Source organism: Pseudomonas sp. Y5-11, from assembly GCF_022368695.1.
In the GTDB taxonomy this organism is placed as follows: Bacteria; Pseudomonadota; Gammaproteobacteria; order Pseudomonadales; family Pseudomonadaceae; genus Aquipseudomonas; species Aquipseudomonas parakoreensis.
Genome location: NZ_CP058974.1, coordinates 1,248,660 through 1,271,141, shown reverse-complemented (window position 1 = coordinate 1,271,141; position 22,482 = coordinate 1,248,660). Strand labels below are relative to the sequence as shown.

Here is a 22,482-nt window from a genome sequence, read left to right as displayed (position 1 = left end):
TAATTCAGGAGTTCGTTCGACATGCTGCATTTGTCCCGCCTTACCTCGCTGGCCCTGACGATCGCCCTGGTGATCGGCGCGCCTCTGGCGTTCGCCGCTCAACCGGCCCCGGCCGTCGCACCGGCAGGCACTGCCGCGACCGCCAAGGCACCGTTGCCGCTGGAAGAGTTGCGCACCTTTGCCGAGGTGATGGACCGGATCAAGGCCGCCTATGTCGAGCCGGTGGACGACAAGACCCTTTTGGAAAACGCGATCAAGGGCATGCTCAGCAACCTCGATCCGCACTCCGCCTATCTCGGCCCTGAAGACTTCACCGAACTGCAGGAAAGCACCAGCGGCGAATTCGGCGGCCTGGGCATCGAAGTCGGCTCCGAAGACGGTTTCATCAAGGTCGTCTCGCCGATCGACGACACCCCGGCGTCGAAGGCCGGCATTCAGGCCGGAGACTTCATCGTCAAGATCAACGGCCAGCCGACCCGCGGCCAGACCATGACCGAAGCCGTGGACAAGATGCGCGGCAAGATCGGCCAGAAAATCACCCTGACCCTGGTGCGCGATGGCGGTACGCCGTTCGACGTGACGCTGGCCCGCGCCGTGATTCAAGTGAAGAGCGTCAAGGCGCAGCTGCTGGAATCGGGCTACGGCTACATCCGCATCACCCAGTTCCAGGTCAAGACCGGCGAAGAGGTCTCCAAGGCCCTGGCCAAGCTGCGCAAGGATAACGGCAAGAAGCTCAACGGCATCATCCTCGACCTGCGCAACAACCCGGGCGGGGTGCTGCAAGCCGCCGTGGAAGTGGTCGACCATTTCATCAAGAAAGGCCTGATCGTCTACACCAAAGGCCGGATCGCCAACTCCGAACTGCGCTTCTCCGCCACCGGCAAGGACGAAAGCGAAGCGGTACCAATGGTCGTGCTGATCAACGGTGGCAGCGCCTCGGCTTCGGAAATTGTCGCCGGCGCCCTGCAGGACCAGAAACGCGCCGTGGTCATGGGCACCACCAGTTTCGGCAAAGGCTCGGTGCAAACCGTGCTGCCGCTGAACAACGACCGCGCGCTGAAGATCACCACCGCGCTGTACTTCACGCCGAACGGCCGCTCGATCCAGGCGCAGGGCATCGTCCCGGACATCGAAGTGCGCAAGGCCAAGATCACCAACGAAGCCGACGGCGACTACTTCAAGGAAGCCGACCTGCAAGGTCACCTGGGCAACGGCAACGGCGGCGCGGACAAGCCGACCGGTTCCGGTGCGAAGGCCAAGGCCATGCCGCAGGATGACGATTACCAGTTGGCCCAGGCGCTGAGCCTGCTCAAAGGGCTGAGCATCACATCCGGCCGTTGAGGATGTCGTTGCGTTTCTTCTTCGTCCTGCTGTGCTGTCTGGCGGGTGCTGCTCACGCAGAACCTGCCAGAACCACCCCGCCAAAAGCCTACCTGACGCTGATCATCGACGACCTGGGGCAGAACCTGCCCCGGGATCGCCGCGTGCTGGCCCTGCCCGGACCGGTGACCACAGCGATCATGCCCGACACGCCGCACGCTACCGAATTCGCCCGCGAAGCCCATCGCGCCGGCAAGATCGTGATTCTGCACATGCCGATGGACCCGGCCACCGGCCCTTACGCCTGGCATCCCGAACTGCCGCTCGAGGAACTGCAAAAGCGCCTCGACGCTGCCTTCAAAATGGTCCCCTACACCGCTGGCATCAACAACCACATGGGCAGTCGCATGACCGCTCAGCCGCTGGCGATGGCGTGGCTGATGGGTGAGTTGCAGCGCCGGCACAAGTTCTTCGTCGACAGCCGCACCAGTGCGCAGACCGTGGCGGCGCAACAGGCACAGAAGATCGATCTGGCGAGTGTTTCGCGGGATGTGTTCCTTGATGACGAGCGCACCGAAGCCGCCATCTTCACCCAACTGCAGACCGCCATCAGTCTGGCGCGCAAGCAGGGTTCGGCGGTGATGATCGGTCACCCGTATCCGCAGACCCTGGCCGTACTGGAACGTGAATTGCCGAAGCTCAAGGCACAAGGCATCGAGTGGATCGACATCAAGCAGATGATCAGCGTGCGCAGCAATCGCGCCACCGCCGCCCATGGCAAGGACGGCGTCTACCGTTGAACAGCCTCGCCCGCTATACATAATTACCGCCAAACGGCCCGCTCACGGCCGGATAGTGAGCCCTGCAACCGTGACGACTCTTCCCGAGTCGTCTTTCACTATCAGGGCTGATTATGAGTACCGAAGACAAGGACGCAGGCGTCCCGCAACAGGCAAAACCGATCACGCTGGACAATCTGCTGATCAACTTCACGACTGATTTCCAGCGCATCTGGGACAGCAGCGGATCGAAAGCGGCACCCGGGAGCTTTTGGCGCCCGACCCCCTCTCCCGAGATGCTGCCGGGTTACTTTCCGTTAGGCGATGTCGTGGTGGGCAGCCACGACAACATCAACGCAAAACACATCGTGGCCGTTGTCAGCGAGCGCGAGACCGACCCGACAAAAGCCAGAGCCCTCAGCGCGCCCCTCGACTTTGAACAAGTCTGGAAGGATACCGGCTCGGGCGCCAAAACCAACTGCACGGTCTGGCGACCGCTGCCCCCGGCCGGCTACGTTGCCTTGGGCCAGGTTTGCTCCAGCGGCGACGACAAGCCACTGCTCAGTAGCGTGCGCTGCGTCCGGGCCGATCTGGTGATCGCTTCAACGGTCGGCAATATGCTCTGGAGCGACAAGGGCAGCGGTGCACGGCAAAGTTTCAGCGCCTGGAGCGTCACGCCGCCCAGCGCACCGCCGGGAGACATTCACTTCGCACCGGGCACCTTCGTTGCGGCAGACAGTTTCAACCGACCACAGGCCGAGGTCAGTGTCTTTGCCTTGCGGATGCAGATCGCGCCGCTGATCAAATCATCGCCAGTGTTGCCGGCGCTCCGCGCAGCGGACGCTCCGCAAACCAACGGAGCGGCCTCCCTCGCTCAAGTGGTGGAACTTCCGTGGTTCGTAGTCAAGGATGACCTGTCACCGCTCGAACAATTACGCACCACGCCCTTCTATCGCCTGGAAAGAACCGACCAGTATTATCTGGTCGGGAGCGGACACAATACGGGCGACAAGGCGCGGGCATTCAAGTGGACTGCGCAACGGCTGCAGAATCCGAAGGTGCTGCGCCTGTTCACCCAGGTTACCGCCATCAGTTTTGTGAGCGCCTGGGCAACAAAGGGCGACGTCCATCCGTCACTGCCATTCTCGGCGAGACTCGACCGCCAGTTCACGCACTGCGAAACCTCAACCAGCGGCTGGCTGACACCGTTCGTCTGCCACGTCCTCGCCATGGCCGACAAAGGCAAATTTGTCGCGGCTTATCAGCAGGAAAGCTTCTACGAGCTGCTTCGTGCAGATGGCTCGCAAGCCGGGATCAACCTCGGCTACACCCAGTACGAGAGCCTGGAACTGCTGCAGTATCCGTCGCACGAATGCATCCATGAAGCCGCGGACAAAGCGTTGCCGACAGCTACAGATAGCGCCCCATGATTTCGTCGACCACACCGTCCTTGCGCATCTGATCCAGCGCCGCCTGCAGCCTGGCGACCGTTGCATCCGACACGTCCTTGTTCAGCGCCAGGTACAACTCGGCGCTGTTGAAGCGCAATACGGTCTTGAGTCCGGTCACCCCGTCCTGCCGCGCCAGGTAACGCCCGGCAGGATCACCGGTGGCCCACAGGTCGATCTGGCCGTTGACCAGTTTCTTTGCGTTGTCCTGATCGCGCAGGACGACCACCGGCTTCAAGCCTTGCTTGGCCAGGGTCTCGGCAATTGCGTCGCCCTTGTAGGCACCGATCTTGTATTTGCGCGCATCGCTGAGGGTTTCGAGGGTGATCTTGCTGTCGGCCCTGGCCAACATGATCCAGTCGTCCGGACCGATCGGACCGACCCACTTGAACAGGTTTTCGCGATCCGGCAGGCGCGCCATCACGAAAGCACCGTAACCGGGATTTTCCAGTGCCAGTTTGTAGACCCGCTCCCACGGAAAGCGCAGCGTCAGGCTGTAGGTGAGCCCGGCACGCTTGAACATTTCACGCACGATGTCGGCGGCAATGCCGTTGATGTTCTCGCCCTTGGCGAAATTCTTGCCGTCTTTCGCCATGTTGTAGGGCGGAAAGTTTTCGGTGAGGAGCACCAGATCGGTGTCGGGACTGTTTTCGGCCCGCGCCGTGTTGAGCAACAACACAGAAGCACTGGCGAGAACAAGAAGCAGGCGTTTGATCATGTCGGGCTACCGGAATCCATGGCGTGCCCAAGAGTGCCTTGGGTACGCCATGCTGTCCACTGGCCTGTACGGTTTAGCGCATCACAATGCCGCGTTTGGCCATATACGCTTTCGCTTCCTGCACGGTGTATTCGCCGAAGTGGAAAATACTCGCCGCCAGCACCGCGCTGGCGTGGCCTTCGAGGATGCCGTCGGCCAGATGCTGCAGGTTGCCGACACCGCCGGAAGCGATCACCGGAATGCCCAGCGCATCGCTGATCGCGCGAGTCACGCCGAGGTCGAAGCCGTTTTTCATGCCGTCCTGATCCATGCTGGTCAGCAGGATCTCGCCGGCACCGAGGCCTTCCATCTTCTTCGCCCACTCGACTGCATCGAGACCAGTCGGTTTGCGCCCGCCGTGGGTGAAGATTTCCCAACGCGGGGTTTCACCCGGGCCGGAGACCTTCTTCGCGTCGATAGCGACGACGATGCATTGCGAGCCGAAATGCTGCGCCGCTTCACCGACGAATTCCGGGTTGAACACCGCTGCGGTATTGATCGAGACCTTGTCCGCACCGGCGTTGAGCAGGTTGCGGATGTCCTGCACGGTGCGCACGCCGCCGCCCACGGTCAGCGGAATGAACACCTGGCTGGCCATGCGCTCGACGGTATGCAGCGTGGTGTCGCGGCCATCGACGCTGGCGGTGATGTCGAGAAAGGTAATCTCGTCGGCACCCTGCTCGTCATAACGACGGGCGATTTCCACCGGATCGCCGGCATCGCGGATGTTCTCGAACTTCACACCTTTGACGACCCGGCCGTTGTCCACGTCCAGGCAAGGGATGATGCGTTTGGCCAGCGCCATGGTCAGTCCTCAGCCTTGGTACGAATCGCAGAAAGCTTGCGCTTCGGCGACGTCGAGGGTGCCTTCGTAGATCGCCCGGCCAGTGATTGCGCCAATGATGCCCGGCGCCTTGGCGTCGAGCAGCGACTTGATGTCACCCAGATTGTGGATACCGCCGGAGGCAATCACCGGGATCTTCGTCGCAGCAGCCAGCGCAGCGGTGAACGGTACGTTGCAGCCCTGCATCATGCCGTCTTTGGCGATGTCGGTATAAACGATCGACGAGACGCCGTCGGCTTCAAACTGCCTGGCCAGGTCGATGACCTGCACGGTGCTGATTTCCGCCCAGCCGTCGGTGGCGACGAACCCGTCTTTGGCATCCAGGCCGACAATGATCTTGCCCGGGAACGCGCGGCAGGCCTCAGCGACGAACGCCGGATCTTTAACGGCTTTGGTGCCGATGATCACGTAGCTCACGCCCGCCTTGACGTAGTGCTCGATGGTTTCCAGCGAGCGAATGCCGCCGCCGATCTGGATCGGCAGGTTCGGGTAGCGTTTGGCAATCGCGGTCACCACTTCGCCGTTGACCGGCTGGCCTTCGAATGCGCCGTTCAGATCGACCAGATGCAGACGGCGGCAACCGCCCTCCACCCACTTGGCAGCCATGCTCACCGGGTCCTCGGAGAACACTGTGGAATCTTCCATGCGGCCCTGGCGCAGACGTACGCAGGCACCGTCTTTAAGATCGATAGCGGGAATAATCAGCATCTGGCAAACCTTCAAATTTGAATGTTCAGCTTGGCTCGGAAATCAGTTTTTCTCGAGCGCCCACAGGTCGCTTTCGATGCTTTCAAACCGCTCTTTGAGGTGGGTCTGCACATCGAAAATCGCCCTGTTGTAATAGTGCGGAGCAATTTCGCGGGTAAACAGCTCAAGAATTTCCGCCGCTTCGAACGAACCCAGGTCGAGTTCGAACCGATCCTCCATGAATCGCTGAATCTTGCGATTGGCCTCGCTCTCCTGTTCGGGAGTGAGGGTCAGGACCGGCGGCTTGGATTTCCTGGCAGCCATTTACCAGCGACCGTCCCACGCGGCGAAGTTCTGCAGCAATTGCAGGCCATGGGTATGGCTCTTCTCCGGGTGGAACTGCACGGCGAAACGCGAGCCATCGGCCAGCGCGGCAGCGAAATCGAGCCCGTAATGACCGCTACCGACTACCTGCCGCGCGTTGGCGGCGGCGATGTAGTAGCTGTGCACGAAGTAGAAACGCGCCATGTCCGGAATATCGTGCCACAGCGGGTGACTGACCTTCTGCTGCACCTCGTTCCAGCCCATGTGCGGGACTTTCAGATGCTCGCCGTCTTCATGCAGGTCTTTGCCGAAGAACTTCACCGCGCCCGGGAACAGGCCGATGCAGTCGACGCCGTCGTTCTCTTCGCTGCTGTCGAGCAGGGCTTGCATGCCGACACAGATGCCGAGGAACGGACGATCCTGGCTGACTTCACGCACCAGCGCGTCGAAACCGAGGCGACGGATCTCCGCCATGCAGTCGCGAATCGCGCCAACGCCCGGGAATACCACGCGGTCGGCTTCACGGATCACGTCCGCATCGCTGGTGATCAGCACCTTGCCGGCGCCCACGTGCTCGAGGGCCTTGGCCACCGAGTGCAGGTTGCCCATGCCGTAGTCGATAACTGCAACCGTCTGCATTACAGAACGCCTTTGGTCGATGGCATCTGCCCGGCCATGCGCTCATCCAGCTCGACGGCCATGCGCAGCGCGCGGCCGAATGCCTTGAACACGGTTTCGATCTGGTGGTGGGTATTGGTGCCACGCAGGTTGTCGATGTGCAGGCTGACCAGCGCGTGGTTGACGAAGCCCTGGAAGAATTCCTGGAACAGGTCGACGTCGAAGCCGCCCACGGTGGCGCGGGTGTACGGCACGTGCATCTGCAGGCCCGGGCGACCGGAGAAGTCGATCACCACGCGCGACAGCGCTTCATCGAGCGGCACGTAGGCGTGACCGTAGCGACGGATGCCTTTCTTGTCGCCGATGGCTTTGGCGAAGGCCTGGCCGAGGGTGATACCGACGTCTTCCACGGTATGGTGGTCGTCGATATGCAGATCGCCCTTGCATTCAATATCCAGGTCGATCAACCCGTGACGGGCGATCTGATCCAGCATGTGCTCAAGAAAAGGAACACCGATATCGAATCGGGCCTTTCCGGTGCCATCAAGGTTGATCGAGGCTTTGATCTGGGTTTCCAGAGTGTCGCGCTCGACAGACGCCTTACGTTCGGCCATCACCAGCTCCGCAAAATCATTGGGCGAAAAAGGCAGCCATTATAGGCACGCGGGGCCGAAACAGAAACACGCGACGTGATATGCCTGACGGACAGAAGGCCCGGCTGTCGCGGGTAGACATGTCCATACAAGCCATTACAGGCACCCCGAAAACAAATGTGGGAGCGAGCCTGCTCGCGAACGCGGTGAGTCAGCCAACACTTATGGCAACTGACCGTCCGTCTTCGCGAGCAGGCTCGCTCCCACAGGGGTACTGCGTTTTACCCATTACTTAGTGAAACAGTACCGCCGTCTTCTGCAGGGTCACCCACACACCCCACGCCAACGGAATGCCCACCACCAGCCACGCGGCGATTGCCAGCGGCTTGCTGCCCGGCGCGGCTTTCCACTCCAGCACGGTGCTCGCGTCAGCACCTTTGTCGTGGCCCAGCGCCTGTTCGGCGGCCAGTTCGGCGTCGGTCATGAAGTACTTGTCGGCCACCGGACGCACCAGCAGGTTGCACAGGAAACCCAGCACCAGCAGACCCGCGAGGATGTACAGGGTGATGTCGTAAGCCGCCGCGCGTTCAACGCCGATGCTCAACTGATACTCACGCAGGTAGTTCACCAGCACCGGACCGAGCACGCCGGCCGCAGCCCAGGCGGTCAGCAGGCGACCATGAATCGCACCGACCATTTGCGTACCGAACAGGTCGGCCAGATACGCCGGAACGGTCGCAAAACCACCGCCGTACATCGACAGGATGATGCAGAACGCCGCCACGAACAGTGCAACGTTGCCCAGATGGCCCATGTTCGGGATCAACGCGTACAGGGCAAAACCGAGGGCGAAGAACACGAAGTAAGTGTTTTTGCGACCCAGGTAGTCCGAGAACGAGGCCCAGAAGAAGCGGCCACCGATGTTGAACAGGCTTAGCAGACCGGTGAAGCCGGCAGCAATCGCGGCGATCGAAGCCAGTTGCCCGGCGTCCAGTTGACCAAACGGCACGTCAACGCCCAGCAGCTTGCCGCCGAACACTTCCAGCAGCAGTGGCGAGGCCATGCCGAGGATGCCGATACCGGCCGACACGTTCAGGCACAGCACCAGCCACACCAGACGGAATTGCGGGGTCTTCCACGCCACATTCACGTGGACGTGACGGTGAGTGATCATCGAGTTCGAGGCTTTTTTCGCCGGAGCGGTCCAGCCTTCAGGCTTCCACCCGGTTGGCGGCACGCGGTAAGCCAACGCACCACCGATCATGAACACGAAGTAGATCGCGGCCATGGCCACGAAGCTCTGCCAGACGCCGACACCGGCAGGCGAAGCGAAGTGGCTCATCAGCGCAGTCGCCAACGGTGCACCGACCATCGCACCGCCGCCGAAGCCCATGATCGCCATGCCGGTCGCCATGCCGCGCTTGTCCGGGAACCACTTGATCAGGGTCGATACCGGCGAGATATAGCCCAGGCCCAGACCGATACCGCCGATCACGCCGGAGCCGATCCACATCAGCCAGATCTGGTGGGTATAAATCCCCAGTGCCGAGATCAGCAGACCGCCGCACCAGCACAATGCCGACACAACGCCAGCCTTGCGTGGCCCGGCGTGTTCCAGCCAGCCACCCCAGATCGCGGCCGAGCAGCCGAGGAAGATGAAGAACAGGGTGTAGATCCAGCCGAGCATGGAGATCGGCCAGTCGCATTGCGAAGAGAAGACCTGAGCGATGAAGCTCATGTCCGGTGCGCAAGCCACCGGAGCCGTGACGCCCAGCGCCTTGGACAGCGGCAACCAGAACACCGAGAAACCGTAGGCCATGCCGATGCACAGGTGAATGGCCAGAGCGGCCGGTGGAACCAGCCAACGGTTGAAACCGGGCTTGGCGATAATGCGTTCCTTGGACAGGAACGCAGGCTGGTCGGCGCGAAGGCCGTCCGCCGTGATGCTCGTGCTCATTGTGTATCCCCCAATTATTAGTATGGTTCGCCAGCCACTGCTCACCCTCGGCCTTTATGCACGCAGGCATGACCGTTTTTTCGGGTGAAGCTCCTTGAAGGCGCGACGTTAAGTCGCAGAAGGACGGACGAACCGGCGAAGGTTACCATTTGCACGTGACAGAAAAACCAAACTGATATCACCTTTTTCATGTCATCTGATCTCGTCCCCCACAGGAAAAAGCCATGCCGATCGTTGTCCAAGCGCTGCACGATGCCAGTTACCAGGATCAACAGGATCTGCAGAAAATCTATCGGGACGCCCCGCAATGGCTGTTCGCACCGTATTCCGGGGACGCTCAACTGATCGAAAACAGCCTGGATGACAGCTCTTTGATTGCAGGACGTTTCAATGATCGCCTGCTGGGCGCAGCTCGCCTGACAAGGCAAGACCGGGTTTGGTATTTGTCACATTTGTGTGTACGAAAAGTCACCCGGCGCCGTGGGGTGGCCGAGCGCCTGGTGAACCAAGCGCAGAAAATGGCGTCGCAAGCGGGTGCACAACTGCGCCTGCGCGCACCGGCCGGGCACCTTGAAATCCAGGCGCTGGCCATCAAATTGCAAGTGCCGCTGGACGTCCTCGCGACATGACTGCGCCCCGAACCGGGCGGATCCAGCGCTATACTCCCCGGCTAAATTACGAATTCGACTAACTACAAGGACTCGCCCATGAAAGCGTTCGGCAAAATCCTGGGTCTGGTACTTCTCGGGCTGTTGCTGATCATTGTGGCGGCGGGCTTCGCCCTGACCCACCTGTTTGATCCCAACGACTACAAAGACGAGATTCGCCAGATAGCCCGCGACAAGGCCCACATCGAGCTGACGCTCAATGGCGATATCGGTTGGAGCCTGTTCCCGTGGCTTGGCCTGGAACTGCATGAAGCCAGCATCGCCACCCTGATCAATCCGACCGAGCCGTACGCCGATCTGCAGATGCTCGGCCTGTCCGTGCGCGTGCTGCCGCTGTTGCGCCGCGAAGTGCAGATGAGCGATGTGCGCGTCGAAGGCCTGAACCTGCGCCTGAAACGCGACAAGAACGGCCACGGCAACTGGGAAGACATCGGCAAGCTGCCGCCTCCTGCCGTGCCTGCCGGCAGCCCTGCGCCAGCCAGCCCGCCTGTCGCAGAGGCCACCGCCCAGCCGGAAAAACCGCCGCAGCCGATCCGCCTAGACATCGACAGCCTGACCGTCAACAACGCCCGGGTTGAATACAACGACGAGCAGACCGGCAAACAGTACAGCGCCGAAAGCATCCAGCTGAGCACCGGTGCGGTACACGACTCGACCAACATTCCGCTGAAAGCCACGGCGTTCCTCAGCACCAATCAGCCAGTGCTGCGCGTGCGTACCGAACTCAATGGCGAATTGCGCATCGAGCGTGCATTGCAACGCTACAAGTTCGAAGACATGAAGTTGTCCGGCGAACTGACTGGCGACCCGCTGCAGGGCAAGGCCATGACCTTCTCCGCCCAAGGGCAGATATTGCTGGACAAGGCAGCGAACGTCGCCGAATGGACCGGGATCAAGATATCTGCCAACCAGTTGCGCGCCTTGGGTGAGCTGAAAGCCAACGACCTCGACAAGACTCCGCAGATCACTGGCGGTATCTCGATCGCCCAGTTCGATCTGGCCAAGTTCGTCGACAGCATCGGCCAGACACTGCCAGCGATGGCGCCCGGCAGCCTGAGCAAGGTCGAGCTGGTCAGCCGCGTGGCCGCGACGCCCACCAGCGTGGCCTTCGACAACATCAACCTGAAACTCGACGACAGCAGCTTCAGCGGACGCATTGCCGTTGAGGACTTCGCCAAGCAGTCGCTGCGGGCGATCCTCAAGGCTGACACGTTTGATGTCGACCGCTACCTGCCGCCGAAATCGGAAAAAGCCAAAAACGCCACGCAAGTGCGTCAGGCCGAAGTCGCCAGCACCGAAGCCGATGCCATGGCCGGCGCCGGCAGCACACCGCTGCCGGACAAGCCGAGTAAAAGCGCCTGGAGCACCGAGCGCCTGTTGCCGGTCGAGCGCCTGGCCAAACTCGACGTTGATGCCGATCTGAGCTTCGGCCAACTGACCCTCGATAAACTGCCGATCCAGAACGCCGCGCTCAAAGCCACCGGCCAGGGCGGCCTGCTGACCCTGGAAAACCTGCGCGGCGGGCTGTACAACGGCGACTTCGAAGCCAAGGGCACCCTCGATGTGCGTCCAAGCGCGCCAGTGTTGAATCTGCAAACCCGGATCAACCGCGTGCCGGTGGAGAAAATCCTCGAAAGCCAGGGCAAGAACCCGCCAGTCAAAGGTCTGGTCACACTGACCAGCAGTCTCACCGGCAGCGGCAACAGCCAGCAGGCGCTGATCGAAACCCTCAACGGCAACGCCAGTTTCGTGATCAACAACGGCGTGCTGCTCAACGCCAACCTTGAACAGCAACTGTGCAAAGGCATCGCCACGCTTAACCGCAAAACCCTCAGCGGCGAGCCACGGGGCAAGGACACACCGTTCCAGGAACTCAAGGGCAACCTGACCTTGCGCAACGGCGTGGCGAGCAACCCGGACCTCAAGGTGCGCATCCCCGGCATGACCGTCAACGGCGACGGCGACATCGACCTGCGCGTGCTGGGCATGGATTACCGCGTCGGCATCATCGTCGAAGGCGATACCAGCGCCATGCCGGATCCGGCCTGTCAGGTCGGCGAGAAATTCGTCGGCATCGAGTGGCCGCTGCGCTGCCGTGGCCCGCTGGAGCTGGGCGCCAAGGCCTGCCGTGTGGATAACGAACGCCTCGGCCAGGTCGCGACCAAAATGGCCGGAGACAAACTCAGCGAGAAGATCGATGAAAAACTCGGCGACAAGGTCAGCCCGGAATTGAAGAACGCATTGAAAGGGCTGTTCAAGCGATGAGAGCGGAGCAGTTTTCCACGGCGGTGCTGGAATGGTTCGACCGCCACGGCCGCCACGATTTGCCTTGGCAGCAGGACATCAACCCGTATCGGGTGTGGGTCTCGGAGATCATGTTGCAGCAGACCCAGGTCAGCACCGTGCTCAATTACTTCGACCGCTTCATGACCGCGCTGCCGACGGTACAAGCATTGGCCGAAGCGCCGGAGGACGAAGTGCTGCATCTGTGGACGGGGCTGGGTTACTACACCCGCGCGCGCAATTTGCAGAAGACCGCAAAGATCGTCGTCAGCCAGTACGGTGGCGAATTTCCGCGGGACGTCGAAAAGCTGACAGATCTGCCGGGCATCGGCCTGTCCACCGCCGGCGCCATCGCCAGCATCAGCATGGGCCTGCGCGCGCCGATCCTCGATGGCAACGTCAAACGCGTTCTGGCGCGTTTTACTGCGCAAGAGGGTTACCCGGGTGAACCGAAGGTTGCCAGACAGCTGTGGGCCAACGCAGAGCGTTTCACGCCACATGATCGAGTCAACGCCTACACCCAGGCGATGATGGATCTCGGCGCCACGCTGTGCACCCGCAGCAAACCCAGCTGCCTGCTGTGTCCGCTGGAAAAGGGCTGCGAGGCGCACATGCTCGGCCTGGAAACGCGCTACCCGATCCCCAAACCGCGCAAAGCGATACCGCAAAAACGTACGCTGATGCCGATGCTCGCCAATAGCGACGGCGCGATTCTGCTTTATCGCCGTCCCTCCAGCGGTCTGTGGGGCGGTTTGTGGAGCCTGCCGGAACTCGACGATCTCGACGACCTGCAACATCTGGCCGATCAGCACTCGCTGTCCATGGGCGAACAGCAGGCGCTGCCAAGCCTCGTTCACACCTTCAGTCACTTCCAGCTGTCCATCGAACCCTGGCTGGTTCAGGTACAGGAGGCCACCCATCACGTGGCCGAGGCCGACTGGCTCTGGTATAACCTCGCCACCCCGCCGCGCCTGGGCCTTGCTGCCCCGGTCAAAACCTTGCTCGAGCGCGCGGCCGCCGTATTGAACGCAGGAGAGTCGTCATGACCCGCACCATCATGTGCCGCAAGTACAAAGAAGAATTGCCCGCGCTGGAACGCGCTCCTTTCCCGGGCGCCAAAGGTCAGGACATTCTTGACCACGTCTCGGCCAAGGCCTGGGCTGACTGGCAGAAACACCAGACCCTGCTGATCAACGAAAAGCGCCTGAACATGATGAATGCCGAAGACCGCAAATACCTTCAGGGCGAAATGGACAAGTACTTCTCCGGCGAGGATTACGCCAAGGCCGAAGGCTACGTTCCGCCTGCTGAGTAAACCCGCAAAATCCGGGGGCGAATCGTAAGCGACGGAATTAATTTAAGAAATTTTAAAAAAGTCGTTGACGTAAATCCGAAAAACCCTTTTAATGCGCCCCGTTGCCCAGATAGCTCAGTCGGTAGAGCAGGGGATTGAAAATCCCCGTGTCGGCGGTTCGATTCCGTCTCTGGGCACCAAATACCGAAAACCCTGAATCGCAAGATTCAGGGTTTTTTTATGCCTGAAGAAAAGCGAAACACCCACACCGCATAAGAGCAGCCCCTGTTTCTTGCAAGGATGAATCAAGCCAATGGACATGCAAACCTCAAGCAAGCTGACCAACGAATGCGAAGCCAAGACCAAGAAGCCGCAACCTCAATCTCTGGACACGGTTTTTGAGTTCATCGAAAAGCACAATTGGAAACTCTTCCGAATTGCATCACTTGGTTTTGGCTTTTTGATATTTCTTATCTACTTCTGCCAAAACCACTTCTATCCCGACTTCGATCTCTTCAGCTTTCTTTCATTGCTTGCAACTGCCGCGCTCATCGGTGGCCTGATGGTTCTGGTAATTGCCTTTGGCTTTTGCGCACCCGGTTGGACTTGGTCAGAGGCTTTCTTTAGCGACAAGCCGGTACGCGAAGAGCTGGCGTATCGAATCAATGGAAATATGCCCAAGGAGCGCCTCGATCATCGCCTGATCAACCGCTACTTTTTCGCTCCAGGCTTCATATGTATGAGCATCCTATGGATGGCTCTATATTTTTTTGAAGGGGATACCGCCTACACCATCGGCCTTGTAGCAGGACCGTTTCTTAGCGGTCTACTTTTCGGTTCGATTTTGCAGAGAAATTACGAACTCCCTCCCTTTAGCTGGGCCAAGTTCACTGTCACAGCATTTCTCGTATTTTTCATCGCAAACATAGTTGCATTGCTGTCCACACTGGAGGTTGCCAGAGGCGTCCCTGAGGCCGTCAAAGCCGTCGGAGAGTATCCGTTCATGGCAGCCTGCTTCTTTGCCTCACTGGTGGTGTTTACCATCGTCACGGCAATAATCAGAGGCAATCCGCGCTTTGTGCTGATCGTCAGCCCGTTGTTTGCTGTCGTGCTGATGCTGTGGACCAATACCTGGATAGATCTTCCGGGCAAAATCGTCAAACTGCTTGGGCTGGGCAACTATCAAGCCGAACAAGTAATTCTCAGCAGCGATCTCTGCGAAAAATACAAAGCCATTGAGGGTTATGGCATCAAGAGCAATTGCGCATTGAATGACGTGCACGTGATCTGGTCGATGGGCAGTACCACTGTGATGACGTGGCAGTTTGCGAGTCAGGAATTAAAGGTAAAAATCCCCAGCAGCTCAATCCTTTCTACCAGGATCTTTGTGCCGAAAGCTTTACCCAAGCCTAAACCCCTGCCTTCTTCACTGCCAACATCTGACCCAAGCACCCCACAGACGCCATGAGGTGGTGCCGCACCCTTCATTAACTGGCATCCTAGCGCCCATCAAGTCGCCTGATGGCGACCCGCCTTTTCAGGGTCTTGCTGCACACAGGGATGATCATTCGCTAACCGGATTACTCCGCTTTACGCCATCCCTGGCAGGCGCGTGACAAGCGCAAGATTGAGTATGAAATACCGAAAACCCTGAATCGCAAGATTCAGGGTTTTTTATGCCTGCGATATGATAGCGGCACAATTCAACCCTCTGCGCAGTCCAGAGAAACCCCGCGAGTCCTTTTTAGGCATCGCAGGTTTTTATTGCACAAATACGTGACGGGGTTCGAACAAAGGCGATCCGCGCTAATTTGGCCGCACCTTAAGGAAGAGGGTCATCCGCTCGATGAACCAGAAAAGAACCCGCATCCCCCTGCCCCATCCGCCACCCTATCGTCAGAGCCGGGTGGCATTCTGGCTGACGGTGCTGGTCGGCGTATTGATCGCCTTCGTTATCGCTGCGTCGACTTATCTGATCATCCACAGCTTGCTCAGCGGCTCCATCACCACTTGGAACCGCTCCGGTCCACGCCATACCTACACCCTGGCGCAGCAACCCCGGATGTTCTGGTTCGAGATCGTGTCGCAGTGCGTCGGCACCGTATTCCTGATAGTCGTCGGCTGGATCGGATTATGGATTCACCGAATGGCCCGCGAGCCCGGTGACAAGCAGAAGGCCAAGCGTACGCGCGATAAATAAAGACCGGCCTCAGAGGGTGTTGACGTAGTCGACCGGCAACAAAACCGTGTCGAGCGCAGCGTCTACCGGCAGTGACACAACGCTAATCAGCGGGCAAACGATCATCATGTAGCAGATGACCGCAGAGGGCATGCCGTCTCCCCCTCTCACGCCAAGCAAGTGCAGGTTGCCATCGACACCTTTGTAGTACGGCTCTGCAGAATCACCGTTCAGGCGCCCCATCATCGTTCCACAACCGGCCAGCAGCAAAACCAGGCTCACCACTGAGCCAATACGCAAAATCCCTTTCAAACCAGCACTTCCTTCGCCACAACAGTAGGCGCGGGATTTTACCCGCGCCTCGACGTTCAATTACACCCAACGTTATCCAGCGTCATTCCAATGGAACACCAGATTGCGCGCAGTACCGCTGCCAACGTCTGTCACGTCACGCCGTGTTTCGCCATTGCGCGTGGCGACTACCGTGTACTTACCGGGTGGCAATTGCACGTAGACCAGCGGACCCGTTTGGCTGAGGGTCAGTACGGTCTGCCCCGGCGACTTTTGAATCACCACATCGACATCAGCGGTGTACTGGTCTTGCGCGCCCACCGCGAACGTCATGTGCAGGTTGTAACCAGTGGATTGTTGAATGGCTTTTGACTCGTCCAGGCCGATCCCGCCGGACAGGTATTTGATGCCGTTTTGCTGTTGTTGCTGGACTTGCACACCGGCACTGTCGATCGGGTCGAGATTGGCCGCCTGCAACATCGCCGGAAAAGCCAATGCCGCCACCGCCGCGATGGGCAGCAGGAATGAAAGAACGCGTTTCATGATGACGACTCCCGGGCTCTTGTAGAGCCCAACCGTTACTCCTTATTTGATCCGGCCAGGGAAGCACGTGTTTTAGAATGATTGGCACTTGGCCAGGGTGCGAAAGGGACTAATTCGAGACGCACTGCGGCTCGAATTTACAGAGTCGCCAACCTTCAATCCGGAACGCACTGCGTTCCGAGTGATTGCGCAGCCCGGCGTTGAAGCTCATTCTCGATCCGTCTTCGCCAAGGCCAAGTCCATATGAATTCACGCAGTCCCGCGTTTACGCCCGACACAGCAACCGTGAGCGAACCTTTCAAAGAAGCTGCCGCCGATGGCTTTATGCTCGGCGGCTTCACCTGGCGTCACGCCCTGCCCGATGCGCAACGCCCGGTAGTCATCATCAACGCCGCCACCTCGGTACGCTGCCGACATTACTCGCGCTTCGCCGATTACCTGTTCGCCAACGGCTTCGACGTGATCACCTACGACTACCGAGGCATCGGCGAATCGCGTCCGGCAACCCTGAGAGGCCTTGAGGCTTCATGGACCGACTGGGGCGCGCTGGATTTCGAGGCGATGCTCAAGCGCGCGCAACGAGAGCTCCCCGGCCAGCCAATCGATGTGGTTGGCCACAGTTTCGGCGGTTGCGCGGCGGGACTGGGCGAGTCCGGGCAGGTCATTCGTCGGCTGGTGACGGTCGGTGCACAGTTCGCTTACTGGCCTGACTATGCGCCGGAACAGCGCTGGCGCATGTTCGGCAAATGGCATGTGCTGATGCCGCTTCTGACGCGCCTCTGTGGCTATTTCCCGGGCAAACGCCTTGGCTGGCTGGAGGACACGCCAGCAGGCGTCGTACGCGACTGGAGCACGCCTGCCGCGCGCTACGAGCAGCGTCCGAGCGGCCGTCGGCTGCTGAAAACAAGCGGCCGCCTGCCCTTCGCCAACGTCCGCGCAAAGACCTTGGCGATCAGCATCAGCGACGACCCGTACGGTACGATCCCTGCCATCGAACGCCTGCTCGACTACTTCAGCCATGCGCCAAAAACCCACTTGCGTATCGAGCCGCAGGACATCGGCGAACAGCAAGTCGGACATTTCGCCTTTTTTCGTAGCGCATACCAAGCCACACTATGGCCCATCGCTCTGACCTGGCTGCAAACCGGCGAGCTGACCCCCGCTGCACCCGGGCGGCCAGTGCCACGCAGCTGAGCCCTCTCAACGCACGATGGAACACACCATGGCCTCCGCCAACAAGCAGCAAAAACGCGCCGCCCGGGCCAAGACCAAGGCCAAGCAGAACCGCACCAAACGCGCCGAGGCGCCGCTCGAACTGGACCCGAACGATGACCGTATCGACTTCGAGTCGGTGGACCTGACCGAGCTGTTCAAGAAAATGATCGACGCCGAGAAGATCAGCCAGCAAGCCATGTGCAGCGCATTCCTCGAAGACCCGCTGCTGGAACTGGTCTACGAGCAGGAAGGCGAAGAAGGCGCAATGGATTTCATCCTCGCCGCGCTGATCGAGTATCGCCAGTGGTCGCAAGAAACCGACGAAGCCGGTGCCCTGGCGTGGATCGAATCCCCGGCCTTCCAGGCCGACTATGTGGCGGCCTCCGACGCGATCGCCGCACACACCCAACAGAAGAACTGAGTACCCATGGCATCCCTGAACAAGCAACAGAAACGCGCCAAACGCGCCAAGGCCAAAGCCAAGCACATCCGCATGGTCGGCCGTAAGCCGCTGGACCAGGACGACAACCTCGGGCATCTGGACGAGCCGATCCCGGAATACACCCTGGCGATGTTCAGCAAAATGCGCGACGCCGAAGCCGTCAGTCGCAACGAAATGCTGCTGACCCTGCTGCGCGAACTGGCGTTCATCATCGTTGACCATCCAGAGCTGCTGGACATGGAAAACGCCGAGAACGAAGGCATGGCCGCCACTCACCTGGCCGCCGACATGCTGATCGACTACCGCATGTGGGCCGACGGCATGGACATCGAAACCGCCCAGGCCTGGCTGACCGAGCCACAATTCATCACCGATTTCGGGATTGCGCTGGATACTTACGGCAAGTCGCTGGAGGACAGCGCCCCCAAAGCCGAGTAACTTTTTGCACCTGACATTCACGCACGATCAAAAAAGGAGGTCAGGTGAAGAAGACAACTTCATGCAAGGATGGACAATTGCCGAAATCAGAAGACTCAGCTGCGACCCTCCAAAGCAAAACCGTTAAAACTCCCAAGGAAACAACTTGGGATGAATGGTTCGACGAAGAGAAAGGCAGCTCAGACTTTATGCTCTTGCGAGAACAAAGCTGATTACGGATATGTGGCGATGTTTCGCCACCTGCAGCACAAACAAAAACGGCCGCTCGTCATCACTGACAGCGGCCGTTTTGCATTACGCGTTGCGGATCAGTTCAACACCACCGCACCACGCTTTTCCAGCTTGCGGCGGCGTGCCACCAACAGGCCGGCGGCGACTACCATGAGGCTCAGCAGGCCGGTTGCGAGGATTTCCACGCGGTGGGCTTCCTGGAACAGCATGATGGTCAGGGCCGCGACGATGAAGATGATCACCGCGTAGGTCAGACCCGGGAACAGCCACATGCTGAAGACGATTTTCTCGCCGCGGGCCATGCGTTGTTTACGCATGCGCAGTTGAGAGAACGCGATCACCAGGTACACCAGCAATGCGATGGCGCCGGAGCTGGCCAGCAGGAATTCGAACACGGCAGCCGGGGCCACGTAGTTGGCGAAGGTGCAGAGGAACGCCGCGCCGGTCGACAGCATGACAGCCCAGTAAGGCGTACCGCTTTTGTTGACCCGAGTCGACATCGCCGGTGCGTCACCGCGCTTGCCGAGGGAGAACAGCATGCGCGACGAGGTGTACAGCGCCGAGTTCAGGCAGCTGGTGACCGCGACCAGCACCACGATGTCGACAATCATTTTCGCGTTCGGAATGCCCATGCGCTCAAGCACGGTCTGGTAGGAACCGAGGTTGGCCAGCGTAGGATCGTTCCACGGCACCAGGGCCACAACGATGAAGATCGAGACGAGGTAGAACAGGCCGATCCGCCAGATCACCGAGTTGGTGGCCTTGGAAATCTGCTTGCCCGGGTTCTTCGATTCCGCGGCCGCGATGGTCACGATTTCGGTACCCATGAACGAGAACATGGTAGTCAGGATTGCGCCCAGCACAGCGCCCATGCCGTTTGGCAGGAAGCCGCCAGAGTCGAACAAGTGCGAAACGCCGCTGACCTGACTGTTCGGCAGGAAGCCGAAGATCGCCGCGAGGCCGAGGATGATGAAGCCGATGATCGCCAGGACTTTGATCAGGGCAAACCAGAATTCGAATTCACCGTAGTTTTTCACGCTGAACAGGTTGGTCACCGTGAGCAACATGGTGATGACCAAGGCAAAGGCCCAGATCTCCACGCTCGGAAACCAGGCATGCAGGATGGTCGCGGCAGCGTTGGCTTCCAATGGAATCACCAATACCCAGAACCACCAGTACAACCAGCCGATGGTGAAGCCGGCCCAGTGCCCGATGGCACGGTCGGCGTACGTGGAGAACGAGCCGGTGTCGGGCGAAGCGACAGCCATTTCACCGAGCATGCGCATCACCAGCACCACCAGGGTACCGGCGGCGGCGTAGGCCAGCAGCACGGCAGGGCCGGCGGCAGCGATGGCGTGGCCGGAGCCAACGAACAGACCGGCGCCGATCACACCGGCGATCGACAACATGGTCACATGACGCGGTTTGAGCCCCTGTTCGAGGCCATTGGAGCTTGGGGTACTGCTCATCGGAACTACCTTTGCGAGGAAAGCGATTGCGTCCGACCTGCCTGGTTTTCCTTCTCGTAAAAAGAAACCAACAGGGCGTTCCAGATTCTGCACGCAATAAATGCGCCAAAATGTTTCAAACTCTGCTGTCCCGCGGCTTTGAACGCGACCGGACAGTCATCGCAAGTCCTTAAAATTAATGGCAATTCGCCAGAGCGTTACTGTGCGACTCACTTTTCAAACGAACAGACGCACCAGAAACACACTGAAAAAGTGTGGGATGCACAATAAAAGGGCGAATCAGGAACGTTCGGCCGGATAGCGCTTCCAACACCCCGCCAAAGCTGGCAACATCGCGCCTTTTTTTACGCAACACCCACGGGTTTGCACGTTCAAACACCCGTTCGGTTGTTGATGGGGCGACAGTCTGCTGTGCCGATGCGACAACCCGCCACACGCCATCCGCTTACCGCCCGTAGCGCTGTTGGCTGCCATTGAAACGCTATGCTAGCTTGGCCGCCTCGCCAGGAAGGCCCGCCAACAGCAGGAGCGCAACATATATGAGGAACGCACATGGCTGAGGCCACGCCCGCGCTTGAAATCCGCAACTTGCACAAACGCTACGGACAGCTTGAGGTGCTCAAAGGCATCTCGCTGACCGCCCGCGACGGCGATGTGATCTCGATCCTCGGTTCCTCCGGTTCCGGCAAGTCCACGTTCCTGCGTTGCATCAACCTGTTGGAAAACCCGCACCAGGGTCAGATTCTGGTAGCCGGTGAAGAACTCAAGCTCAAGCCCGCCAAGAACGGCGAACTGGTTGCTGCGGATGGCAAACAGATCAACCGCCTGCGTTCCGAGATTGGTTTTGTATTTCAAAACTTTAATCTGTGGCCGCACATGAGCGTGCTCGACAACATCATCGAAGCCCCGCGCCGCGTGCTCGGCCAGAGCAAGGCCGAGGCGATCGAGGTCGCCGAAGCGCTGCTGGCCAAGGTCGGCATCGCCGACAAGCGCCACGCCTATCCGTCGCAATTGTCCGGTGGTCAGCAACAACGCGCCGCGATTGCCCGCACGCTGGCGATGCAGCCGAAGGTGATTCTGTTTGACGAACCCACCTCCGCCCTTGACCCGGAAATGGTTCAGGAAGTACTTAGTGTCATCCGCGCACTGGCCGAAGAAGGCCGCACCATGCTGTTGGTGACCCACGAAATGGGCTTTGCCCGTCAGGTCTCCAGCGAAGTGGTGTTCCTCCACCAGGGGCTGGTGGAAGAGCAAGGGTCGCCTCAGCAGGTGTTCGAAAACCCGCTTTCGGCGCGCTGCAAACAATTCATGTCCAGCAACCGCTAACGGAGCAACATGCATGCAGAATTTTAAAAAGGTCTTCCTGGCCGCCGCCGTCACCCTCGCATTCAGCGCCGGTGCCATGGCCGAGACCCTGAAGATGGGCATCGAAGCGGCTTACCCGCCGTTCAACAACAAAGACGCCAGCGGCAACGTGGTCGGCTTCGATAAGGACATCGGCGACGCCCTGTGCGCCAAGATGAAAGTCGAGTGTTCGGTGGTCACCTCCGACTGGGACGGCATCATCCCTGCGCTGAACGCCAAGAAGTTCGACTTCCTGGTGTCCTCGCTGTCGATCACCGAAGAGCGCAAGGGCGCGGTGGACTTCACCGACCCGTACTACTCGAACAAGCTGCAGTTCATCGCGCCGAAAGATAAAGAGTTCAAAACCGATAAGGATTCGCTCAAGGGCAAGATCATCGGTACCCAGCGCGCCACCCTCGCGGGCACCTGGCTTGAGGACACTTACGGCAGCGATATCGAAGTCAAACTCTACGACACCCAGGAAAACGCTTACCTGGACCTGACCTCCGGTCGTGTCGACGCCATCCTCGCCGACAAGTACGCCAACTACGACTGGCTGAAAACCGATGCAGGCAAGGCCTACGAGTTCAAAGGCGACCCGGTCGTGGAAAGCGACAAAATCGGCATCGCCGTGCGCAAAGGTGACCCGCTGCGCGAGAAGCTGAACGCCGCGCTGAAGGAAATCGTCGCTGACGGTACCTACAAGAAGATCAACGACAAGTATTTCCCGTTCAGCATCTATTGATCTGACCTGCGGG

At 59.7% G+C, this 22,482-nt stretch carries 25 protein-coding genes and 1 tRNA gene; 16 read left to right on the top strand and 10 right to left on the bottom strand.

What is annotated here, in order from left to right:
- The first annotated feature begins 21 nt into the window (after nt 1-21).
- The 3 genes from HXW87_RS05690 to HXW87_RS05680 all read left to right on the top strand — a co-directional run bounded on the left by HXW87_RS05690 (nt 22) and on the right by HXW87_RS05680 (nt 3,529).
- Nucleotides 22-1,341: a S41 family peptidase gene (locus HXW87_RS05690; RefSeq protein ID WP_041071409.1), complete on the top strand. Its 1,320-nt coding sequence runs from the start codon at nt 22-24 to the stop codon at nt 1,339-1,341.
- A gap of 2 nt (nt 1,342-1,343) precedes the next feature.
- Nucleotides 1,344-2,120, top strand: a complete 777-nt coding sequence (locus tag HXW87_RS05685; RefSeq protein ID WP_095667779.1) for a divergent polysaccharide deacetylase family protein — start codon at nt 1,344-1,346, stop codon at nt 2,118-2,120.
- A 113-nt stretch (nt 2,121-2,233) separates the two neighbouring features.
- Nucleotides 2,234-3,529, top strand: a complete 1,296-nt coding sequence (locus tag HXW87_RS05680) for a Vps62-related protein (RefSeq protein WP_182403432.1) — start codon at nt 2,234-2,236, stop codon at nt 3,527-3,529.
- Here the strand turns inward: HXW87_RS05680 and HXW87_RS05675 are convergent.
- From HXW87_RS05675 to HXW87_RS05645, 7 genes are all read right to left on the bottom strand, one after another.
- Nucleotides 3,510-4,265, bottom strand: coding sequence for an ABC transporter substrate-binding protein (locus HXW87_RS05675; RefSeq protein WP_047290851.1), 756 nt, complete (start codon nt 4,263-4,265; stop codon nt 3,510-3,512). The two genes, HXW87_RS05680 and HXW87_RS05675, sit on opposite strands and share 20 nt — an antisense overlap.
- 73 nt (nt 4,266-4,338) lie before the next feature.
- Entirely contained in the window at nt 4,339-5,109 is a 771-nt protein-coding gene (gene hisF / locus HXW87_RS05670; RefSeq protein ID WP_007909211.1) for an imidazole glycerol phosphate synthase subunit HisF, read from the bottom strand.
- Between the two features lie 9 nt (nt 5,110-5,118).
- Nucleotides 5,119-5,856, bottom strand: a complete 738-nt coding sequence (gene hisA / locus HXW87_RS05665; protein WP_027611256.1) for a 1-(5-phosphoribosyl)-5-[(5-phosphoribosylamino)methylideneamino]imidazole-4-carboxamide isomerase — start codon at nt 5,854-5,856, stop codon at nt 5,119-5,121.
- A gap of 42 nt (nt 5,857-5,898) precedes the next feature.
- Nucleotides 5,899-6,159 carry a DUF2164 domain-containing protein gene (locus tag HXW87_RS05660; protein WP_095667781.1) on the bottom strand — a complete coding sequence of 87 codons (261 nt, stop codon included), beginning with the start codon at nt 6,157-6,159 and terminating at the stop codon, nt 5,899-5,901.
- Complete coding sequence (hisH, locus tag HXW87_RS05655; RefSeq protein ID WP_121183239.1) at nt 6,160-6,798, bottom strand: imidazole glycerol phosphate synthase subunit HisH; 639 nt, start codon at nt 6,796-6,798, stop codon at nt 6,160-6,162. It abuts the gene before it with no gap.
- Complete coding sequence (gene hisB, locus HXW87_RS05650) at nt 6,798-7,391, bottom strand: imidazoleglycerol-phosphate dehydratase HisB (RefSeq protein ID WP_007909204.1); 594 nt, start codon at nt 7,389-7,391, stop codon at nt 6,798-6,800. The genes hisH and hisB overlap by 1 nt, the downstream gene beginning before the upstream one ends.
- Nucleotides 7,392-7,662: 271 nt before the next feature.
- Nucleotides 7,663-9,327: an OFA family MFS transporter gene (locus HXW87_RS05645; protein WP_239778554.1), complete on the bottom strand. Its 1,665-nt coding sequence runs from the start codon at nt 9,325-9,327 to the stop codon at nt 7,663-7,665.
- 224 nt (nt 9,328-9,551) lie between these two features.
- Here HXW87_RS05645 and HXW87_RS05640 point away from each other — a divergent pair, with 224 nt between their 5' ends.
- The 7 genes from HXW87_RS05640 (at nt 9,552) to HXW87_RS05610 (ending at nt 15,772) form a co-directional block, all read left to right on the top strand.
- Nucleotides 9,552-9,956 (top strand): acetyl-CoA sensor PanZ family protein, encoded by a 405-nt coding sequence (locus HXW87_RS05640; protein ID WP_239778553.1) that lies wholly within the window; start codon nt 9,552-9,554, stop codon nt 9,954-9,956.
- 78 nt (nt 9,957-10,034) lie between these two features.
- On the top strand, nt 10,035-12,260 hold the full coding sequence (locus HXW87_RS05635) for an AsmA family protein (protein ID WP_108181406.1): 2,226 nt from the start codon (nt 10,035-10,037) through the stop codon (nt 12,258-12,260).
- A complete protein-coding gene (mutY, locus tag HXW87_RS05630) occupies nt 12,257-13,324 on the top strand; it encodes an A/G-specific adenine glycosylase (protein WP_182403424.1) in 1,068 nt (355 codons plus the stop codon). Before HXW87_RS05635 ends, mutY begins: the two co-directional genes overlap by 4 nt.
- Nucleotides 13,321-13,593 (top strand): oxidative damage protection protein, encoded by a 273-nt coding sequence (locus HXW87_RS05625; protein WP_033043799.1) that lies wholly within the window; start codon nt 13,321-13,323, stop codon nt 13,591-13,593. The genes mutY and HXW87_RS05625 overlap by 4 nt, the downstream gene beginning before the upstream one ends.
- Nucleotides 13,594-13,696: 103 nt before the next feature.
- Nucleotides 13,697-13,772: transfer RNA gene (locus HXW87_RS05620), tRNA-Phe, on the top strand.
- A 113-nt stretch (nt 13,773-13,885) separates the two neighbouring features.
- Nucleotides 13,886-15,040 (top strand): hypothetical protein, encoded by a 1,155-nt coding sequence (locus HXW87_RS05615; RefSeq protein WP_095667786.1) that lies wholly within the window; start codon nt 13,886-13,888, stop codon nt 15,038-15,040.
- Nucleotides 15,041-15,418: 378 nt separating this feature from the next.
- Entirely contained in the window at nt 15,419-15,772 is a 354-nt protein-coding gene (locus HXW87_RS05610; RefSeq protein WP_121183223.1) for a hypothetical protein, read from the top strand.
- Between the two features lie 9 nt (nt 15,773-15,781).
- Here the strand turns inward: HXW87_RS05610 and HXW87_RS05605 are convergent, their stop codons facing one another.
- On the bottom strand, nt 15,782-16,063 hold the full coding sequence (locus tag HXW87_RS05605; RefSeq protein ID WP_121183221.1) for a YceK/YidQ family lipoprotein: 282 nt from the start codon (nt 16,061-16,063) through the stop codon (nt 15,782-15,784).
- A 72-nt stretch (nt 16,064-16,135) separates the two neighbouring features.
- Complete coding sequence (locus HXW87_RS05600; RefSeq protein ID WP_239778552.1) at nt 16,136-16,585, bottom strand: carboxypeptidase regulatory-like domain-containing protein; 450 nt, start codon at nt 16,583-16,585, stop codon at nt 16,136-16,138.
- A 243-nt stretch (nt 16,586-16,828) separates the two neighbouring features.
- On the opposite strand from HXW87_RS05600, the gene HXW87_RS05595 reads away from it, so the two are divergent.
- Genes HXW87_RS05595 through HXW87_RS05580 form a run of 4 tightly spaced genes read left to right on the top strand, consistent with a single transcriptional unit; the run spans nt 16,829 to nt 18,892 of the window.
- Complete coding sequence (locus tag HXW87_RS05595; RefSeq protein ID WP_239778551.1) at nt 16,829-17,779, top strand: alpha/beta fold hydrolase; 951 nt, start codon at nt 16,829-16,831, stop codon at nt 17,777-17,779.
- A 28-nt stretch (nt 17,780-17,807) separates the two neighbouring features.
- The gene (locus HXW87_RS05590) at nt 17,808-18,221 is read left to right on the top strand and encodes a hypothetical protein (protein ID WP_041071360.1); all 414 of its coding nucleotides are present in this window, start codon (nt 17,808-17,810) and stop codon (nt 18,219-18,221) included.
- Nucleotides 18,222-18,227: 6 nt separating this feature from the next.
- Nucleotides 18,228-18,680: a hypothetical protein gene (locus HXW87_RS05585; RefSeq protein WP_003220723.1), complete on the top strand. Its 453-nt coding sequence runs from the start codon at nt 18,228-18,230 to the stop codon at nt 18,678-18,680.
- Between the two features lie 44 nt (nt 18,681-18,724).
- Nucleotides 18,725-18,892 carry a hypothetical protein gene (locus HXW87_RS05580; protein WP_239778550.1) on the top strand — a complete coding sequence of 56 codons (168 nt, stop codon included), beginning with the start codon at nt 18,725-18,727 and terminating at the stop codon, nt 18,890-18,892.
- Between the two features lie 96 nt (nt 18,893-18,988).
- Here HXW87_RS05580 and gabP read toward each other — a convergent pair whose 3' ends face one another.
- Nucleotides 18,989-20,380: a GABA permease gene (gene gabP, locus HXW87_RS05575; RefSeq protein WP_047290843.1), complete on the bottom strand. Its 1,392-nt coding sequence runs from the start codon at nt 20,378-20,380 to the stop codon at nt 18,989-18,991.
- 552 nt (nt 20,381-20,932) lie between these two features.
- Here gabP and HXW87_RS05570 point away from each other — a divergent pair.
- A complete protein-coding gene (locus HXW87_RS05570; RefSeq protein WP_041071351.1) occupies nt 20,933-21,706 on the top strand; it encodes an ABC transporter ATP-binding protein in 774 nt (257 codons plus the stop codon).
- A gap of 13 nt (nt 21,707-21,719) precedes the next feature.
- Nucleotides 21,720-22,469 carry an ABC transporter substrate-binding protein gene (locus HXW87_RS05565; RefSeq protein WP_041071347.1) on the top strand — a complete coding sequence of 250 codons (750 nt, stop codon included), beginning with the start codon at nt 21,720-21,722 and terminating at the stop codon, nt 22,467-22,469.
- The last annotated feature ends 13 nt before the right edge of the window (nt 22,470-22,482 follow it).

Coding starts and splice junctions, on each gene's coding strand:
- HXW87_RS05615 (WP_095667786.1), top strand. CDS start 13,886: ATGGACATGCAAACCTCAAGCAAGCTGACCAACGAATGCGAAGCCAAG.
- HXW87_RS05645 (WP_239778554.1), bottom strand. CDS start 9,327: ATGAGCACGAGCATCACGGCGGACGGCCTTCGCGCCGACCAGCCTGCG.
- HXW87_RS05570 (WP_041071351.1), top strand. CDS start 20,933: ATGGCTGAGGCCACGCCCGCGCTTGAAATCCGCAACTTGCACAAACGC.
- gabP (WP_047290843.1), bottom strand. CDS start 20,380: ATGAGCAGTACCCCAAGCTCCAATGGCCTCGAACAGGGGCTCAAACCG.
- HXW87_RS05640 (WP_239778553.1), top strand. CDS start 9,552: ATGCCGATCGTTGTCCAAGCGCTGCACGATGCCAGTTACCAGGATCAA.
- HXW87_RS05690 (WP_041071409.1), top strand. CDS start 22: ATGCTGCATTTGTCCCGCCTTACCTCGCTGGCCCTGACGATCGCCCTG.
- HXW87_RS05595 (WP_239778551.1), top strand. CDS start 16,829: ATGAATTCACGCAGTCCCGCGTTTACGCCCGACACAGCAACCGTGAGC.
- HXW87_RS05600 (WP_239778552.1), bottom strand. CDS start 16,585: ATGAAACGCGTTCTTTCATTCCTGCTGCCCATCGCGGCGGTGGCGGCA.
- hisF (WP_007909211.1), bottom strand. CDS start 5,109: ATGGCGCTGGCCAAACGCATCATCCCTTGCCTGGACGTGGACAACGGC.
- hisH (WP_121183239.1), bottom strand. CDS start 6,798: ATGCAGACGGTTGCAGTTATCGACTACGGCATGGGCAACCTGCACTCG.
- HXW87_RS05585 (WP_003220723.1), top strand. CDS start 18,228: ATGGCATCCCTGAACAAGCAACAGAAACGCGCCAAACGCGCCAAGGCC.
- hisA (WP_027611256.1), bottom strand. CDS start 5,856: ATGCTGATTATTCCCGCTATCGATCTTAAAGACGGTGCCTGCGTACGT.
- HXW87_RS05610 (WP_121183223.1), top strand. CDS start 15,419: ATGAACCAGAAAAGAACCCGCATCCCCCTGCCCCATCCGCCACCCTAT.
- HXW87_RS05625 (WP_033043799.1), top strand. CDS start 13,321: ATGACCCGCACCATCATGTGCCGCAAGTACAAAGAAGAATTGCCCGCG.
- HXW87_RS05680 (WP_182403432.1), top strand. CDS start 2,234: ATGAGTACCGAAGACAAGGACGCAGGCGTCCCGCAACAGGCAAAACCG.
- hisB (WP_007909204.1), bottom strand. CDS start 7,391: ATGGCCGAACGTAAGGCGTCTGTCGAGCGCGACACTCTGGAAACCCAG.
- HXW87_RS05685 (WP_095667779.1), top strand. CDS start 1,344: ATGTCGTTGCGTTTCTTCTTCGTCCTGCTGTGCTGTCTGGCGGGTGCT.
- HXW87_RS05565 (WP_041071347.1), top strand. CDS start 21,720: ATGCAGAATTTTAAAAAGGTCTTCCTGGCCGCCGCCGTCACCCTCGCA.
- HXW87_RS05590 (WP_041071360.1), top strand. CDS start 17,808: ATGGCCTCCGCCAACAAGCAGCAAAAACGCGCCGCCCGGGCCAAGACC.
- HXW87_RS05660 (WP_095667781.1), bottom strand. CDS start 6,159: ATGGCTGCCAGGAAATCCAAGCCGCCGGTCCTGACCCTCACTCCCGAA.
- HXW87_RS05675 (WP_047290851.1), bottom strand. CDS start 4,265: ATGATCAAACGCCTGCTTCTTGTTCTCGCCAGTGCTTCTGTGTTGTTG.
- HXW87_RS05635 (WP_108181406.1), top strand. CDS start 10,035: ATGAAAGCGTTCGGCAAAATCCTGGGTCTGGTACTTCTCGGGCTGTTG.
- mutY (WP_182403424.1), top strand. CDS start 12,257: ATGAGAGCGGAGCAGTTTTCCACGGCGGTGCTGGAATGGTTCGACCGC.